This window comes from Dysgonomonas sp. 37-18, assembly GCF_001899125.1.
In the GTDB taxonomy this organism is placed as follows: domain Bacteria; phylum Bacteroidota; class Bacteroidia; order Bacteroidales; family Dysgonomonadaceae; genus Dysgonomonas.
In genome coordinates this window covers 125,564-144,681 of sequence record NZ_MKVC01000041.1, presented here as the reverse complement: position 1 = coordinate 144,681, position 19,118 = coordinate 125,564, and the positions used below count along the sequence as shown (strand labels likewise).

The 19,118-nt window shown below is 37.9% G+C and carries 10 protein-coding genes; 5 read left to right on the top strand and 5 right to left on the bottom strand.

Features of this window, described 5'->3' with window-relative positions; translation table 11 throughout:
• Window positions 1–76 precede the first annotated feature (76 nt).
• From bglX to BGO84_RS16010, 5 genes are all read right to left on the bottom strand, one after another.
• Window positions 77–2,467 carry a beta-glucosidase BglX gene (gene bglX / locus BGO84_RS16030; protein WP_291030723.1) on the bottom strand — a complete coding sequence of 797 codons (2,391 nt, stop codon included), beginning with the start codon at window positions 2,465–2,467 and terminating at the stop codon, window positions 77–79.
• Window positions 2,468–2,472: 5 nt separating this feature from the next.
• Window positions 2,473–3,591, bottom strand: a complete 1,119-nt coding sequence (locus BGO84_RS16025) for a family 16 glycosylhydrolase (RefSeq protein WP_291030721.1) — start codon at window positions 3,589–3,591, stop codon at window positions 2,473–2,475.
• Window positions 3,592–3,729: 138 nt separating this feature from the next.
• On the bottom strand, window positions 3,730–4,557 hold the full coding sequence (locus BGO84_RS16020; protein ID WP_291030719.1) for a hypothetical protein: 828 nt from the start codon (window positions 4,555–4,557) through the stop codon (window positions 3,730–3,732).
• Window positions 4,558–4,586: 29 nt separating this feature from the next.
• On the bottom strand, window positions 4,587–6,329 hold the full coding sequence (locus BGO84_RS16015; RefSeq protein WP_135106658.1) for a RagB/SusD family nutrient uptake outer membrane protein: 1,743 nt from the start codon (window positions 6,327–6,329) through the stop codon (window positions 4,587–4,589).
• A gap of 9 nt (window positions 6,330–6,338) precedes the next feature.
• Window positions 6,339–9,596, bottom strand: a complete 3,258-nt coding sequence (locus BGO84_RS16010) for a TonB-dependent receptor (protein WP_291030717.1) — start codon at window positions 9,594–9,596, stop codon at window positions 6,339–6,341.
• Between the two features lie 1,260 nt (window positions 9,597–10,856).
• Here BGO84_RS16010 and BGO84_RS16005 point away from each other — a divergent pair.
• From BGO84_RS16005 to hutI, 5 genes are all read left to right on the top strand, one after another.
• A complete protein-coding gene (locus tag BGO84_RS16005; RefSeq protein WP_291030715.1) occupies window positions 10,857–13,715 on the top strand; it encodes a triple tyrosine motif-containing protein in 2,859 nt (952 codons plus the stop codon).
• Window positions 13,716–13,896: 181 nt separating this feature from the next.
• The gene (locus tag BGO84_RS16000) at window positions 13,897–15,885 is read left to right on the top strand and encodes a urocanate hydratase (protein ID WP_291030713.1); all 1,989 of its coding nucleotides are present in this window, start codon (window positions 13,897–13,899) and stop codon (window positions 15,883–15,885) included.
• Window positions 15,885–16,697 (top strand): hypothetical protein, encoded by an 813-nt coding sequence (locus BGO84_RS15995; protein WP_291030711.1) that lies wholly within the window; start codon window positions 15,885–15,887, stop codon window positions 16,695–16,697. The genes BGO84_RS16000 and BGO84_RS15995 overlap by 1 nt, the downstream gene beginning before the upstream one ends.
• Window positions 16,698–16,809: 112 nt before the next feature.
• Window positions 16,810–17,712 (top strand): glutamate formimidoyltransferase, encoded by a 903-nt coding sequence (gene ftcD / locus BGO84_RS15990; protein WP_291030710.1) that lies wholly within the window; start codon window positions 16,810–16,812, stop codon window positions 17,710–17,712.
• 94 nt (window positions 17,713–17,806) lie between these two features.
• On the top strand, window positions 17,807–19,054 hold the full coding sequence (gene hutI / locus BGO84_RS15985) for an imidazolonepropionase (RefSeq protein WP_291030707.1): 1,248 nt from the start codon (window positions 17,807–17,809) through the stop codon (window positions 19,052–19,054).
• Window positions 19,055–19,118 lie beyond the last annotated feature (64 nt).

Genomic DNA, 19,118 nt, shown 5'->3' with positions numbered 1-19,118 from the left:
ATTGCGTTTTGACATAAGAAGAGGCTGTCTTAAAAATCAGTAACTATTCTTATATAAGACAGCCTCTTGTTGTACTTTATTCTGTCACAGAGAAAGTACCCTTTAGGGTAGCGTTGCTATGACCGCCTACCCAAACATTAAAATCACCTTTTTCAGCCTTCTTTACTAAATTTCGACCGTAGAATGCTAAATCATCTGTTGTAAGTTTAAATTCAATTGTCTTTGCTTCTCCTGCTTTCAGTGCTACTCGTTGAAAGCCTTTCAATTCTTTCACAGGGCGTACAACCGAGCCTACAATATCCTGTACATACAATTGGGCAACTTCTGTTCCATCTACACTTCCTGTATTTTTAAGAGTTGCTTTTACTGTCAGTGTACCATTCATAGGAACAGTTGAAGCGGAGAGCGTTATATTTGAATATTCGAATGTCGTATAAGAAAGTCCATATCCGAAAGGAAATAGCGGATCTTTACCCGAATCTAAGTAAAAGGATGTATTACCTAGAGAGGTCTGCCCTGCTTCGAGTGCAATATCATCAAGTGTCATCACCTTCTCAGGAGCCGGACGCCCCGTATTATTATGGTTGTAATACATCGGTATCTGTCCCACCTCACGTACAAACGTTGCAGGAAGCTTTCCACTTGGATTGGCTTTCCCGAATAATAGATCGAGAATAGCAGGCCCTCCCATTGTTCCGGGATGGAAGCTAAATAATACCGCATCAGCATACGGAAGATCCCGCTCTATTGTTAGCGGACGACCTGCCATAATGATTAATACTACAGGTTTTCCTGCACTTTTTACCGCCTTCAGCAAATCTGATTGTAATCCTATCAGATTAATATTGGACAAAGAGTGTGCTTCACCTGAAAGGATGGCTTCTTCTCCCAAGAAAACTACAGCCACATCTGCCGAAGCAGCAGCTTGTTTTGCCTTCTCAAAATTAGCAGTACTCTTATCACGGGAATATGCTAATCCTTGCTCGTATACATAATTAACATCTTTATATTCGCCTTTCAGTGCAGCAAGAGGAGTTACCGTGTAATTCTTATCACCATCAAAAACCCATGTTCCCATCTGATCGTGTGGCGCATCTGCCATCGGCCCTATAATAGCCACCTTTTTGCCTCGTGACAATGGTAATGTATTATTATCATTCTTCAACAAAATAGCAGACTCTATAGCAGCCTGTCTTGCAGCTTTTAGATGTGCATCAGCATATAAGACAGATTCCTTTTTGGTATCTACATAAGGATTTTCGAACAGCCCCATCCGGAATTTGATACGGAGTATATTACGCACCGCATTATCTATCGTTTCTACCGAAACTTTTCCTTCTTTTACCAATTGCGGCAGATACTGAACATATGAACCACTAACCATTTCCATATCCAAACCCGCATTGGCTGATATTTCAGCTACCTGCTTGCCATCCTTAGCAAATCCGTGAGCGATCATCTCCGTCATGGAGGCCCAATCGGAAACCACAAACCCATCAAACTTCCATTCGTCACGCAAAATCTTTTTCAGTATATAGCTATTCCCCGAAGCAGGAATACCATCATTATCGTTGAATGAAGTCATAAGTGTTGCAGCACCTGCCTTAATTGCCTGTTGGAATGGAGACAGATATACATTATGCAACAAAATCGGAGGTATATTTGTACTGTTATAGTCACGTCCGCCTTCGGCTGCGCCATATCCCACAAAATGCTTTACACATGCAGCCACAGAATTAGGATCATTGAGATTTCCATTTCCCTGAAATCCCTTTACCATAGCAGCCCCAAGCACACCTGCCAGATATGGGTCTTCACCCAAACTTTCGGCTATACGTCCCCAACGTGCATCACGAGATATATCAAGCATCGGAGCAAATGTCCATGTCACTCCTGTAGAACGAGCTTCTACGGCAGCAACACGTGCCCCCTCTTCCACTATTTGCGGACTGAAAGAAGCTGCCTGCCCCAATGGAATTGGAAATATTGTTTTAAATCCGTGAATTACATCACGTCCTATAATCAGAGGAATACCCAATCGGCTGTTTTCCATCGCTTCTTTCTGAAGCTTGTTAACCATTTCCGGATCGGTAACATTCAGCAAGGAACCTATTCCACCCGCCTTAACTGGCTGAATGATGCTATTATCTAACATCTGTGCCGCAGCTTGGCGGATGAGAGCAACCTTTTCAGCCTTGGTCATTTGCGAAGGCTTTTTCTGCCCCTGACCACCGGCAATGCCCATCCTTTCGAGGAAGGTATTCATATCATCTTCGCTATATTGAGCGATAGCCTTATCGTCTACAGCGAAGAAGCTAACCTGATTCATTTGCCCTATTTTTTCTTCAAGGGTCATTTTTGAAATAAGGTTTTCAATACGCTTCTCTACATCGTCTTGAGCCAAACATGTTGAATACAAACCAAACAATACGGATATACCTAATAATCCTAATTTTTTAATTATCATATATTTTATTCTTTTTGATATACTCTTACATAATCAATCTCATAAGTAGCCGGCAAAGCTGATTCGTCAACACCCTGAGCTCCTCCCCAGTTGCCTCCCCATGCAAGGTTTAGCTTGAGGTAAAACGGAGCATTAAACGGCCAGGTATCTTTGTTTCCTTTTTTATCATTTTCAAAAGTAAAAACAACTTTACCATCTATATATGTCGTTATTTTATCTGCCGTCCATTCAAGGGCATATACGTGAAACTCAGTCTCAAGATCCGCAACCGCTTTTTCTGCCTCTTTTTGGGTATTTATACTATGGTTATAAGATTTAGTATGAATCGCAGAGTGTGTCACATCTTTTTGATAACCTACATATTCCATAATATCAATTTCGCCATCATCGGGCCAAGCCGTGAAATTTTTTGGCATCATCCAGAAAGCAGGCCAAGTGCCTTTTCCTCCGGGAAGCTTCAGCCGTGCTTCAAAATAGCCATACTGCCAGCTTTTATTTGTATTCACACGAGCAGATAATATCTCTTTTCCAATCTTTTTAGCAATTATTTTCAGTGAACCATCGTATATCATGGCACAGGTATCTGTTCCTCTATGGCCTGCAATATAAGTTTGCAACTCATTGTTTACCCAACCCGGAGCAGCCGTTTCATAAAACCATTCGGTTGAATTGGGTAATACTGCTTTTCCTTCATTTGTTCTTGGGTCATTAAATTCATCTTGCCAAACAAGGGTGTATCCCGAAGGAACATAGTTGACCTCTTTTCCTGCCTCTTGCTTGATGATGTATTCTTTTTTGTCAGCACCTCTACTAAAGGTTAAGGTAGCTGTACGTTCTGATGTTGTGTTATTGGTCGTTACATTTACTTTTATAGTTGTAGTTTCATCGGCATAGCCTACCGTAGGTGTGATTGTACACCACGATTGGTTCGACGAAATTGTATAGTACCTGTTTGATTGTATTACTATTTCTTTCTCTCCAACATCGCTTGTAAAAGTCAATTGAGCCGGCTCAAATGTTATATCAAACACAGTAACCGGTGTGGGATCTTTCTCTGAATCTCCACAAGCAAAAAGAAATATGGGTATTATTGCTAGTAGTGTAATATAATATCTTATCATCATTATTCGCTTTTTCTAAAAAAATAGGAAGATCTCAGAGTTAGAATATATAAAGAATAAGAAGCCTGCTTTCAAGCTATACCCGAAAACAGGCTTCTATCAACTTATTCTCATTCCACTCTTATCTTAAAAGTCTGAGACTTATTTGTTCTCTTGTGGTTTAAAGACCCATATCCAACCAGTTCCTCCAGATGCATTTGGAACCCATAGTTTCATTTTAGAGCTGGTAAGTTCAAGTATCTGGAATTCTTTATTATTGCCTGCGCTATCAACAGAACCTAAGATATTAGTTTCACCTTTGATATATAACTTCGAAAAATCAGCATTGAAGGTATATGATCCTTTTTGAGCACTTGCAGTAGGCGATGCATAAGCAGCAAAGTTAAGCCCTCCTGTAACATCGAATGTCATATGCCCACCGGCATCAGATGGAGGACAACATGTACCACCCGCATTCCACCAAACTGCACCAGAATTAGCAGGATCTGTCATTGCCCACCAAACTCTTTCGTCACCACCTTTTCCATCAAAAACCCATGTTTTTCCACCCAAATCTTCTCCAACCAATGCATAATAAGCAGCAGGTAGAGGTGTATCTAGTTGTGTGATATTTATTTTTATAGTTTTTCGAATATACTCCGGATTATCAATTCCAGAAGATATATAAGGAGTAGTTACATTGTATGTCAATGTATGCTCACCAGTGAAAGGAAATATAATATCCTTAATCTCATCTGTAAATTTTTGATCGAGTATATAGTCCCAATATCCGGTAACCCCTGGAGTTTTCATTTTTATAGAAACCTTATTACTTCCGGGAGTAGCTTGTGTTGTCTCCAAAACTATATTATCAGGAGAAAAACTATTAGATAATTCGTCTCTATCTTCAATTGGAGAACAAGCAGATATAAAAATCAACAAAAAAACTATAGAAGCTGATTTTATCATTTTAAAAATATTCATGTTCATATTCATCTCTTTTTAAATTGTATTAAAAATCACCATCCAGGATTTTGTGTATAAACCCCATTAGACAAGCGAATTTCAGACTCAGGAATAGCAACCAGACCTTTAGTTTCAGGACGATATGAAACTTTATATTTAGCAGGAACTCCTGAATTCTTTATGTCAATTTCAGTACCGAAGTAATTTTTATCTGTTTTTGCCACGTCACCCCAGCGAACTAAGTCAAACCAACGGATTCCTTCAAAAGCAAACTCACATTTACGTTCGTTTTTAAGAGCATCCAAAGAGTATGCAACAGCAGGTAAACCAACACGTGCACGAACTGCATTAATTCCATCAGCTGTTTCAGTTAGTTCTGAATGCATCAAATAAATATCTGAAAATCTTAGATAGAAAAAGTCTTGAGCAGCCCATAATTGCATTGGATCACCATTTTTCATATTATATAGGTAGTAAAATAATCCTTTTACTCCATCCGGTCCATTGTGCTGAAGAGTTATATACTTTCTGTTTACCAATCCAGTTTCGTCATCACCTTTTCCTGCAGCCCATCCGGTAGTACCTTCATCAGCATTTGGTTTATTTAGATTGATAACTGAAGCTTCTTTTCTTATATCAGTATCAGACCATGAATTATAAAATGCAGTGTGAACTGTTCCCCATCCCCATCCTTCACCGAATGGTACCATTGAGTTGCTGCGAATTCCAAAAAATAGAGGGATTCGGTTATTATATTTTTGTCCATAGCTCCAATCTCCCAAACCATAGCGTAAAGCAAACATAACTTCTTTGTTTCCTGTACCTATTGTTGATTTTGGACCATCTTGGCCAACCCATTTTAAACCCAGCTTTTCAGCCCAAGGCAATGGGGGTTTTGCCGGATCATAACTTGCATCAAAATTCTTTGCATTTTCATTTACATAAGCATACGGCCACAAGTTTCTATAATTAGGCGTTAATTCATAACCACTATTATCTCTCACATCCTCAATCTCTTTTATCACTTGAGCTTTTGTAAGACTTCCTTCGGCTAGAGGAACTTCATTAGTCGCAGTGCCCTCTATATTGGTCATATAACCGGTATAGAAAAGATAGGTACGGGCTAAATAAGCTTTAGCAACCCAGATATTAGCGTGTCCGTAATCATCTAAAGAAATATCCGTTCCTTTAACTTTCGGTAAATATTCTATGGCTTTCAAAAAGTCACCAGTAATAAATGAAAAAGTTTCTGTGAATGACGAACGTGGAACTTTTCGATCAGATTCTGTAGTCGGAATTAATGGGATACCTCCAAAAAATCTGGCAGCACGGAACATTAAGAAACCTCTCATAAAATAAGCTTCTCCCAAAGTATTATTCAAGAATGTTTGGGCTTCTTCTTTTGTTTTAAAATAAGCCGAAAAATCATTCTTTTGCACAGCCTCTATAATAGCATTCGCTCTGTAAACCCCGTTATATGTCTCTACCCAAAGAGATTTGTAAGTATCTTCTGTAGGATCAAGAAATTTATCAACATTCTTCGCGCCCACATCATCCGGACCACCACCACCTAACATGGCGTCATCAAGAAGGTTTGCAGCACAATGTTCTTCACTGAAAATCCCATCTACAAAAAGTGAACTATAAACACCATTCATAGCCTCTTGTATATCCGTAGGAGTTTTATAAAAAGTATTTAAGTCTTTATTATATAGATTTTCTGTATCTAACTGACTCTCACAGCTTATTATAAAAGCCGGCAACAATGCGTATATTAGATATAATATTTTTTTCATATTCAATAATTATAAAGTTATATTAATACCAAACATTACCGTGCGAGGAAGAGGGAACAAGCCCAAATCTATACCGGATGCCCATCCATATACATATTGGCCGTTTTCTTGTGTATCATTACCCATCCATCCTCTTTCCGGATCCATACCATCATATTTGGTAAATGTGTATAGATTGTTTACAGCTACATAAACAGAAGCTCTTTTTATAATTTTGGATTTTTTCAATAGCTTATCAAAATGATATCCAAAAGTTAAATTGCTTACTCTTACATAATCTGCATCGTGCATATATATATCTGAAATTAAGTTGGTATTAGCGTTTGATGTGTAAGTCAAACGAGGCAATTTGTTAGATGTACCTTCCCCATGCCAACGATTAAAGATTTGAGTAGTATAATTTTGAGTCAAGATATCGGCAAACGAACGATATGATTGCATTACCTGTAAACCCAACTTACCTGTCAATGTAGTATTTAGGTAAAAGCCTTTATACTCTGCATTCAGTTGTAATCCTAGTTCAAAATCCGGAGAAGGCTTACCCAACATAACTTTATCTTTTTCATCAATTACACCATCTCCATTTTGGTCTACAAAGCGTACATCTCCAGGCTTACGAGCTATACCGGATTCGCTACCAATCACTATTGGCTTACCATCTTTATCTACGTATGCATCTACTTCTTGTTGATTTTGGAAAATTCCGGCGGTCTTATATCCGTAAAAATATCCTATCGGATGTCCAACTTCCACACGTGAGACATAAGAAGTTCCTTGAGATAATATATCACTAGCTCCCAGAATAACACCTTCAGCATTAGCCAAACGGGTAACTTTGTTTTTATTATAAGCACCACTTGCTGTAACACCATACTTGAAGTCATTAAAAGAATCTTCCCATGTCACTGCAATCTCAAATCCTTTATTTTCCACATCACCACCATTAATGTAAGGAGCTCCGGCACCATATGTACCTAAAATAGGGGCTCTTACAAGCCAATCTTTAGTAGTCTTTACATAATAGTCGAAAGTTAACCCTAGTCTGGAATTTAAAAATTTAGCATCCAATCCAATATTCAGTTGTTCTGAAGTCTCCCATTTTACATCCGGATTTGGAACATTTGCTGGAACTGCAGCAACATCAGGTATTTCTTTATTCGGTCCAAAGAAGTAACCTTGATTGTTATATGCAATATTCGAAGTATATACAAAATTCGGTATACTTTGATTTCCGTTTTGTCCCCAGCTAGCTCTTAACTTACCATAAGTAAGCCATGTAGATGTTGGTTGCATGAAGCTTTCTTCTGAAAAGTTCCAACCGGCCGAAATAGATGGAAAATATCCCCAACGGTTACCTTTTGCAAAGTTAGAAGACCCGTCGGCACGGAATGTGAAATCGACCATGTATTTTTCTTTGAAGTTGTATGTCAATCGTGCCATATAAGACATCAATCCTCCGCCTCCGGCAGACCAATCGGCACCCCATAAACTCATGTCCGAAATACTTGTTGCAGGTTTCGTTCTATCCAAATATGGATATTTTGATAGATCTGAATATTTAGAACCATTTCTGGAACCTCCAAGTACTTCATTTGTCATATTATCCACTAATTCTGTACCTACTAATCCCGAAACCTTATGCTCATCTATTTTAATTTCGTATGAAGCTGTATTTGTCCATGTCAAAACGGCTCCCATATTCATCTCTTGTCTTGCACCTTCAACATTGCTCTCATGAAGTTTTCCTAAATGATACGTAGGTGTATATGAACGGCTCTTACCAAACCATGAATTAACTCCAAGTGAAGATCTTATTTTCAATTTACTAATAGGTTCAAAAACAGCATAAACATTCCCTACAATTGTATTACCGCTTCCGTAACCATAATTATGACGGAAAAACATGCGAGCTAGAGGATTTATCTGATTATTGGAAATACCTTCCATAGCAGGTCCATATCCGTATGTAGATGACAGTACGTTTTCATTTTCAGTCCAACGCGCCGGCATAAGAGGAGTAGCAGTCATAGCATCATGCATATCATTCCAATAGATATTCCCATTACCAATACCCCTGTTTACAGTGTTAGTATAAGTTAGATTTTCTCCAAGAGTCAACATTGGATTATTCCCATTCTTCATAAGTACAAATTCAGTATTAAGCCTACCGGTAAAACGTCTGTACCCTGCATCTGTAACATTCCCTCCAAGAATACTTTGTTGATCAAAATATGAGAATCCTGCAGAGTAAAGAACATCTGTCCCTGATCCTGTAATACTGATAGTGTGGCTCTGAACAGGGGCATCCTTTTGTGTTATTTCATCAACCCAGTCAGTACCTTTCCATCCAGATTGTAGTTTATCCCAAACATATTGACCATACTGTTGTCCAACACCATTACCAAAGGTTGTATTAAGATAATTGTTCCCATTTACAATCATGTTTTGCCAATCGAATAAAGGAAGACCTTCATTTGAACGGGCTTCATCAAAAATATACATATATTCCTGAGCGTTAAGAGTTGGCAGCTTTTTGTAAATATTTTGAACACCATAATATCCATCGTAACTAATTGTAGGAGCTGCACCCTTCTCTCCTTTTTTTGTGGTAACTATGATCACACCATTGGCAGCACGTGAACCATAAATGGCAGCCGACGCCCCGTCCTTGAGTACGTCAATAGACTCAATATCAGAAGGGCTTAAGTAATCGATACTTCCTACTGATACACCATCAACAATGTAAAGAGGATTAGCATTTCCAATTGTACCCATCCCACGTATCGTTACCTTTGTTCCCGATCCAGGAGCTCCATTGTTACGCGTAATGCTAACACCAGGAGCTACACCCTGAAGCGCTTCCATTGCCGATGCCGATTTAAGCTCTGTTATTTTTTCCCCTTTTATATTAGAGTTTGCTCCCGTTAAAAGAGCTTTCTTCTGTACACCATATCCAACAACAACAACTTCATCAAGTTCTTTTGCTGATTCGATCAGAACAACATTTATTTGTTTTTGATTTCCGACTTTTATTTCCTGACGGATATACCCTACATAGGAAAATACAAGCACATCGTTGCTATTGTCAACTTTGATTGAATATTTTCCGTCAATATCGGTCAATGACCCAACCGCTTTACCCTTAAGGGCAACAGTGGCTCCGATGATCGGTTCTCCTGTATTGTCAGAAACTACTCCTGTAATCTCTTGTGAAAACAATTGAATGTAACAGGATAATGTTAATAATAATAACAAAATTTTTCTCATGCTTAATTAATTTTGCTGAATTCAATTTGCTGATTAATGCTACTAAATTCTGTTTTGTTTATAAATTCTTTGACTGAAGTGAGATGATTCGTATTTTTCTAGAGTCTTATATATAGACTTATGCTATCGGTAAATAAGTTCTCTAGTAAAATGAGGTAAATTGTATTTATCTTATGATATAATGAAATAAGTTTGTTTGTTTTTCTCACTCTTATGCAATCGGTTAATGTTTTTCATACTAGATTTTCGTTAGCCATGTCTATAAGGTTTTTTGTTTAGTTACAATGAGTTAAATATATAAGAATCATAACCTCTTTATTCTTTCAGTAAAAGGGCGGCTTCTTTTCCCTTGAAAACCAAAAGGCTTAAATATTTACGATTCTGTATCATTTGATTATGAAAATTTTAAACTGTTTGAGAACAATTCAGGAAAAAACATCCTTCATATTTGCTAGGTCTCTATAAAGTTTTATATATAAAAATATGTATTCTGGGAATTGGTATTTATAAATAAGGTAATTAGATTAATTGGAAAACGGTATAAAGGATAATCTTCTTCTCTCCTTTTACCACATAGATATTCTTAAATTATTCTACCATGATCAGATTTAGGATTAAGTTAACATGTAAGAGAAATAGGTAACTCTTGTTTTTATTCGTTAACACAAAAATAGGGTTGATGTTTTTGTTTTTACATATTTTCACTACAACAAAAACTCAAAAAAGAACTAAATTAAACACTACATCAGTACTACACATAAAATATAATTATCTATATATAAGATATATATAAAATTTAATAAGATTTGTATAATTTCCACATAGATCAAAAAAGTATATCCAAGTCGTCCGAAAATAATATAAATAATAACTCCTTGCCCAATTTTAAAATCTAAAATAGTAGTAGTATTAGAAATATATTGGTTATTTTTTCTAATCGATTTAAGCTAAATACATAGCACTTTCACTACTACAAATAATATATATAGCACCTGTATATCAAACTATTAAAACAAAAACAAACTTTACACCCATTTTTTATAATTATATTTGTATATTTGATACCAATAGGAATATAAATGTAGAGATCCAGAAGAAAACATTAACTTCATATGATATCAACTGCCCATTTGAAATTTCGATAGTTAACCATATTTTATAAAAAAATATAACAATAAAAATTAAATTCAAATATATAAGAGGATTTATCTAGTAGTAGCGCAACTCGATTGATCATATGATAAACACATCGTTGGGAAGATGAATAAACACATAATATCTTTTATATTTTCAGTAATAATTGGAATATCACTAGTTGTTCCTGCACATTCCACGTCTATCTGGCAGCGTAAAATCACGAATTATGAACGAAGCCAGTACAAAGCCGGATTTCAGAACTGGATGATAACACAATCAGACAAAGGATGGATATATTCGGCAAACTCAAATGGCTTGTTAGAGTTCGATGGAGTAAACTGGACATCATATCCAATAAGAAATAATGTGATACGGATTATTAAAATTATTGATAACAATATATATATTGGCGGGAGTTCCGAATTTGGCCTTTTTAAACCAAATGCAATCGGTCAGCTAACATACCGCTCCCTATCAGACAAAACAAAAAATTGGGGAGGAGAAGTTTGGAATATAGAAGATGGGGGAGATGTGATCTACTTTATAAGTGAACGTTATATCCATACATACCATAAAAAGGCAGGAAATGTCAGCATGATAGATTCCGATACAAAAATAGACTGTTCTCTTTTACATGAAGGAACATTGTATCTGGCAACACCTAATGGAATCTTTTATCTAAACTCAAATAACAAACTAACATTTCTGGAAGCATCCGAACCATTGAGTGGGCATAAAATTGTAAGCCTATTATCATACAATAAAGATATATTAGTAACATCGGCGAAGAAAGGTTTATATCTGTTAAATAAAAACAACATACAACAAATTAACTCCATAGCTGATAGCTTCATACAGAAGAATCAATTATTTAGCACAGCCATATCAGGATCAAAAATCGCTATTGGATCAGTCCAAAACGGCGTCATCATATTCGACCTAAAAGATCCGTTCTACAAAGAAGAGTTTAATATTAATAATGGCTTAAAGAATAATACAGTTTTAGGGTGTTTTTTTGATAGTAACCAAAACTTATGGCTCGGACTTGATAAAGGAATAAGCTATATAAGTCTCAATTCTCCGATCAGGCCATTATTTGCAACAGTATCACCGATCGGCACAGGATACAGTAGCGCCATGTACAATAATGAACTATATTTTGGGACTAACCAGGCTCTTTATAAGCTGGATAAAGATAATCGGTATCAATTAATAAAAGGCTCGGAAGGGCAAATCTGGTCTACCAACATAATAGATAATACGCTCTTTAGTTCGGGGGATAATGGTATAATGGTAATAACCCCCACAGAGACGTACAAAATAGACCTTCTAGGAGCTTGGGAAACTCATGCCCTAAGCGAAGACAAGAATAAGCTTATGGTTGCTACCTATTCGGGATTCTGTATTCTGAAGAGGGAAAATGGACGTTGGATGTTTTCACATAAAATCCCCGAATTTAGAGACTCATTCCGGGGATTTATAGAAGATGACGAGCCCTATAATTTTTGGGTGGCAAATGCTAATGGTACCATGCGCCGACTAACTTTCGATAAAAATTTTGAAAAAATAATCCGATACAAGACCTATACGCTAAATAATAATGCTTTCGATTCCAATATTATTATCAGAAAGATAGAGAACAATCTAGTTATATGTACCCGCAACGGAATACTCCAATATAGCCGGATAACAGACTCGTTCGATCATTATACTCAACTCGAGTTGATGCTGGAAGGACCAAAGTATTATGAATTTCTCTATGTAGATAAATACAAAAACATTTGGTTTGTTGCCGATCGCAATCTAAAAGTTTTAGCATATAGCGAAGGTAAATACCAAGAATATATACACAACTGGGGGCTTTCGAACGAACTGATAGACAGCTATGAAAATATAAACATGATCGATCCCGAAACGGCTATTGTAGCCGTCGATAATGCCTTTGCAAGAATAGACATGTCAAGAAAAAATGGGAAATTCTCAACTATAAATACTTACATCCGAGAAATAACTTGTAGTAAAAACGACAGTATCTTAAGCTATGGCAGCAGCGAAAAAAGACTATCATTGCCATACTCATTAAATTCTATAAAAATAAATTTTGCAGCAACCTTCTACGATCATTCCTCAGATATATTATATAGCTTTAGGCTGAAAGGAATAGATGACGATTGGAGTATCCCCTCAACCAATACTGTTAAAGAATACACAGGTCTTCACGAGGGTAAATATGTTTTCGAGGTAAAAGCATTTATTGATGGCAACCCCGATTCTTCGAGCATTACATCATTTAGTTTTACAGTCCACCCCCCTTGGTACAGATCGGTACTAGCTTATTTGCTTTATTCATTAGCTATAGTGATTTTAATACTTATCATCTATAAAAAAACAATCAGTAAGCAAAAGAAAATTATACATCAGAAGGGTGAGGAGCTAATTGCTCAAACCAGACGCTATGAAGAAGAAACAAAGCTGAAAGATGAAGCGATATATGAGCTACAAAACGAGAATCTGAAAAATGAATTGAAATATAAGACGCAAGAGCTGAATGGTTATATGCTGAATGTGATCCGTAAAAACGAGATGCTCGAAAATGTGAAGAGAAACGCATTAAATATATCCAAAGCCATTGATGAAGAAAAACAAATAAGTACAATCAAACAAAAGGTGATGAGCCTAATCAGTCAGATCAATACCAATATTGAGCATGACACTGACTTCGAAATATTCCAATCAAACTTTGATCTGATACATCAGGATTTCTTCAAACTGCTTGACGAACGATTCCCTAATCTGACACGCAATGATAAAATATTGTGTGCATACCTCAATATGAACCTTTCCTCGAAGGAAATAGCGCCGCTGCTCAACATATCGATACGGGGTGTAGAAGTAAACAGATACAGATTACGAAAGAAAATGGATCTGGATAGAGATGTAAATTTATCAGACTTCCTGCAAAGTTTGAAGCAATACGTCTGACATTTTGATAACAACAGGTAGACTAACAGACGCTGAGAATATTCAGACCTATTCGATTTTCACTATTTAACTTACAGATATTGATATTTTGTCGTAAAACATATTGAGAAATATACTCAATATATTTTAGGATAAAAATATAAATCTTATCTTCGAGAGATGTAACCAAGAATCAAACATCATGGACATCAGACTTGATAATAGATTACCCGAATATCCGTCTTTTGTTGAAGGGATACGCCGTGCACCCGATAGAGGCTTTAGGCTCAGTGCTGCTCAGACAATAACTGCACTTAAAAATGCTTTGCGATATATCCCCGTCGAATTACATGAAACCTTAGCTCCTGAGCTTCTCAAAGAGCTTAAAACCCGGGGGCGCATCTATGGATACCGTTTTCGTCCACAGGGAGACATCTTCCCGAAGTCTATCGACCAATATAAAGGAAACTGTATCGAAGGAAAAGCCTTTCAAGTAATGATAGATAATAACCTTTGTTTCGATATAGCATTATATCCGTACGAGTTGGTTACGTATGGCGAAACAGGGCAAGTTTGTCAAAACTGGATGCAATATCAATTGATAAAAAAGTACCTTGAAGTACTTACGAGGGATCAGACCTTAGTTATTGAGTCCGGACATCCTCTTGGTCTGTTCAAATCGAAGCCTGATGCTCCGCGAGTCATTATCACAAATTCTATGATGGTGGGCATGTTCGACAATCAGGCTGATTGGGAAATTGCTGCACAGATGGGTGTTGCCAATTATGGACAAATGACAGCCGGAGGATGGATGTATATAGGACCACAAGGTATAGTACATGGTACATTCAACACATTACTAAATGCCGGACGGAAAAAACTAGGCATTCCTCAAGATAAGAACCTGGCAGGCTATCTGTTTGTTTCATCAGGGTTGGGAGGCATGAGTGGAGCACAACCCAAGGCTGCCGATATAGCGGGTGCTGTTTCTATTGTAGCCGAAGTAGATCTCTCTCGTATCGAAACACGTTTCAGACAGGGATGGGTACATCATATAATATCCGAAGCAAAAGAGGCTTTTGATATGGCTAAACAGGCCCAAAAAGATAAAAAGCCTTGTTCCATAGCTTATCATGGCAATATTATTGATCTGCTGGAGTATGCAGAAATAAATCAAATTCACATAGACCTACTTTCAGACCAGACCTCCTGTCATGCAGTATACGAAGGCGGCTATTGCCCTGTTGGGATATCATTTGAAGAGAGGACAAGATTATTAAAAGAAGATAGGCAAACATTTCACAAGCTAGTAAACGATTCTCTTAAACGTCATTTTGAAGTTATCCGCAAACTAGTTGCTAAAGGCATATATTTCTTCGATTATGGTAATTCTTTCATGAAAGCAATATACGACTCGGGTATAAAAGAAATATCTAAAAATGGCGTCGACGAAAAAGATGGCTTTATCTGGCCTTCGTATGTGGAAGACATTATGGGACCCGAATTGTTCGATTATGGATATGGGCCTTTCCGTTGGGTTTGCCTCAGCGGAAAACACGAAGACCTCATCAAAACAGACCGTGCGGCAATGGAATGCATCGACCCTACACGAAGGGGACAAGATAAAGACAATTACGAATGGATCCGCGAAGCTGAAAAAAATCAACTTGTGGTTGGTACACAGGCACGTATCTTATATCAAGATGCGCTGGGGAGAATGAATATTGCCTTACGTTTCAATAAACTGGTTAAAGATGGAGAAGTGGGCCCGATAATGTTGGGGCGCGATCATCATGATGTAAGCGGTACAGATTCTCCATTTCGGGAAACAGCAAATATAAAAGATGGCAGCAATGTAATGGCAGACATGGCTGTACAATGCTTTGCCGGAAATGCAGCAAGGGGAATGAGCCTCGTTGCGCTTCACAATGGAGGAGGCGTTGGCATTAGCAAAGCTATTAACGGAGGATTTGGATTAGTTTGCGATGGTAGTGAACGAATTGACGAAATTATACGTTCATCTATGTTATGGGACGTGATGGGAGGAGTGGCACGCCGTTCGTGGGCACGAAACGAACATGCAATTGAAACTTGCGAGTCTTTTAATCAGACTCACAACGATGGTTATCATATTACTATACCCTATATTGCAGACGATGAATTAGTAAAGAATATTATAGAAAATAATTAATGAAGAAACTTATCACAATTATACTTCTGCTTTTATCAGCTAATGTTTTTAGTCAGAATATAGACCTAAAAAAGATAGCCGATCAAATTACCGATGAAGGAAAATACCTTTACCGTCTCGAAATTACAGCATGGCATGGAACAGATATTTTTACAAAAAGCTTCAAAGAGAAAGAGCGCATCGGTGGATATTTCTCCTATATCGATAATGGAACTGCAAAATGTTTGTTCTTTTCAAGAAGCGCAAATCCAAAAGTAATTGGAGTCGTTTCGTTCGGAGATATCAAAATAGTAGAAACAGCAACTATAGACTTCAAGGAACGAGACTTCAAGGAAGATGAAAAGCAGCTGTTTACTATACGGCAAAAAGCTTTAGCCGAAATACAGGAAGACAGCGTCTTATTCAAGACATATAGCAATACAAACTTCAATCTTATCCCCTATATCCGCAATGGAGAAAAGAGAGTATATGTATTAACCGCTCCAAAGGTTACCGGAGTAATGCTCTTCGGAAACGATTATCTGCTAACGTTTGACGAACAAAACAATGTGAAAGAGAAAAAAGAAATTCACAGAAATCTAATTCCTATCGACTTTGACGGAGGAAAAGATGCCGTAGTCTCTGTTCACTCTCATGCTCCTGAAACAGGTGACTTTATTACTCCTACTGATATTTGTACGTTGATGCTTTATGCACAATATGCCGGATGGGACACACATATCGTACTTTCAGATAATTATGTAAGTATATGGGATTGTGATACCGAAACACTTACCTTGGAGACAAGAGCAGATTATGATAAAACGAAATAAGCAGGATAATAAGTAAAATTAAAATCTGTCTATCATCCTGAGTTACGAAGGTTCTCCAAAAATATCTGCACGCTATAAAAAAGGTAGTAACAAGTCTTAATAAAATAATATCATGAGCTCAAACAAAATCGTTGAATGCGTACCAAATTTTAGCGAAGGACGCGATCTTGAGAAGGTAGAAAAGATCGTAAATGCTTTCCGTGCCAAGGAAGGAGTTAAGTTGTTAGACTATAGCACAGACAAAGACCACAACCGTATGGTAGTAACCGTTGTGGGCGAACCCGATGCTCTAAAAAAAGCAGTGATAGAAGCTATAGGCATAGCAGTACAAGTAATAGACCTTAACCACCACAAAGGACAACATCCCCGTATGGGCGCTGCCGACGTAGTTCCTTTCATCCCTATCCGCAATGTAAGTATGGAAGAAGCCGTCAATCTCTCGAAAGAAGTAGGACAGGAAGTCGCTGAACGCTATGGATTGCCGGTATTCCTTTACGAAAAAGCAGCATCAGCACCTCATCGCGAAAATCTGGCTACAATCCGAAAAGGAGAGTTTGAAGGACTGAAAGAAAAGATGAATCTACCCGAATGGAAGCCCGATTTTGGACCCGATCAGCCACACCCAACAGCCGGAGGTGTTGTTATAGGGGCACGCATGCCGTTGGTAGCATACAATGTAAACCTGAATACCAACAAGCTCGAGATAGCGGACGCAATAGCAAAGAAGGTGCGATTCTTAGGTGGTGGATTACGCTTCTGTAAGGCTATGGGTGTGGAACTGACAGAAAGAGGAATCGTACAAGTATCAATGAACCTGACAGATTTTACGAAAACAGCTATCTACCGTGCTCACGAATTAGTAAGAATAGAAGCAAATCGCTACGGAGTATCTGTTGTAGGAGCGGAAATCATCGGTCTCGTTCCGATGGATGCCCTGATAGATACGGCAGCTTACTATCTGGGGCTTGAAGATTTTTCGACAAAGCAGGTACTGGAAACACATTTGATGGAGTAGACTTTCCTTGTCATTCTGACCAAAGGGAAGAATCTTTTGTCTCAATAGAGTCGAGATGTTTCGTTACACTCAATATGACAATAATGGATAACACATGAAAAAAGGAAACATCATTATAAAAAACGCAGCACAATTAGTTACTTGTTCCGGCTTTTCGGCAAAGAAGGGAAGAGAAATGTCTAACCTATCAATCATCGAAAAGGGATCAGTCATTGTCACAGGAGGTATAATCACATTTGTTGGCAAAAGTGCAAATTGCCCTCCGCTGTCAGATTTTCCCGAACATACAATCATTGATGCTACAGGTAAAGCTGTACTCCCCGGATTTGTGGACTCTCATACACATTTTGTTTTTGGAGGCTATCGCGAGGAGGAATTCTCATGGCGCATGCGGGGCGACAGCTATATGTCTATCATGGAGCGGGGCGGGGGAATACACAATACAATGACAGCAACCCGCAATGCTTCTTTTGAAGAACTGAAAGAGGCCGGACGCAAAAGACTTGACAAAATGTTCGCTATGGGTGTAACCACTATAGAGGGTAAGAGCGGTTATGGAATGGACAAAGAGACAGAGCTTAAACAACTGGAAGTAATGAAATCTCTGGACGAAGAGCATCCTGTAGATATCGTAAGCACTTTTATGGGAGCACATGCCACACCTCAGGAATATAAAGGCAGAGAAGATACTTTCTTAGACTACCTGATAAAGGAAGTGATACCTTTAGTAAAGGACAAGAATCTGGCAGATTGCTGCGACATATTTTGCGAAAAGAATGTATTTGACATACAACAATCACGAAGATACTTAACAGCAGCAAAAAATCTTGGCTTTAAACTAAAAATACATGCAGACGAGATCGTGACACTCGGTGGAGCTGAACTGGCTGTAGAATTAGGTGCATTATCGGCAGACCATCTGCTACAGGCATCAGACAAAGGAATTGCAGATTTAGCAAATAGCAATACTGTCGCTACCTTATTGCCATGCACCGCATTTTCTCTGAAAGAAGATTATGCACGAGGCCGATATATGATAGACACGGGCTGTGCTGTCGCTTTAGCCACAGACCTCAATCCGGGAAGTAGTTTTACGAATTCCATACCTCTGTTATTTGCTTTGGCATGCATTTATATGCAGCTTTCGCCCGAAGAGGCTGTTAGTGCGCTCACTATAAACGGGGCGGCAGCTTTGGGAATAGCGGACAAGATTGGTAGTATAGATGTGGGCAAGCAGGGCGATTTAGTGATATTGGAATATCCTTCTTACAAGTTTCTGCCTTACCATATAGGAATGAATATTGTAGAAAAAACAATTAAAAATGGAGTTATTTTTAATTAAAAATTAATTTTCGGGTTTAAATTTATCTATTATAGAGTATTTTATATTAAGTTAGAGGGATAAA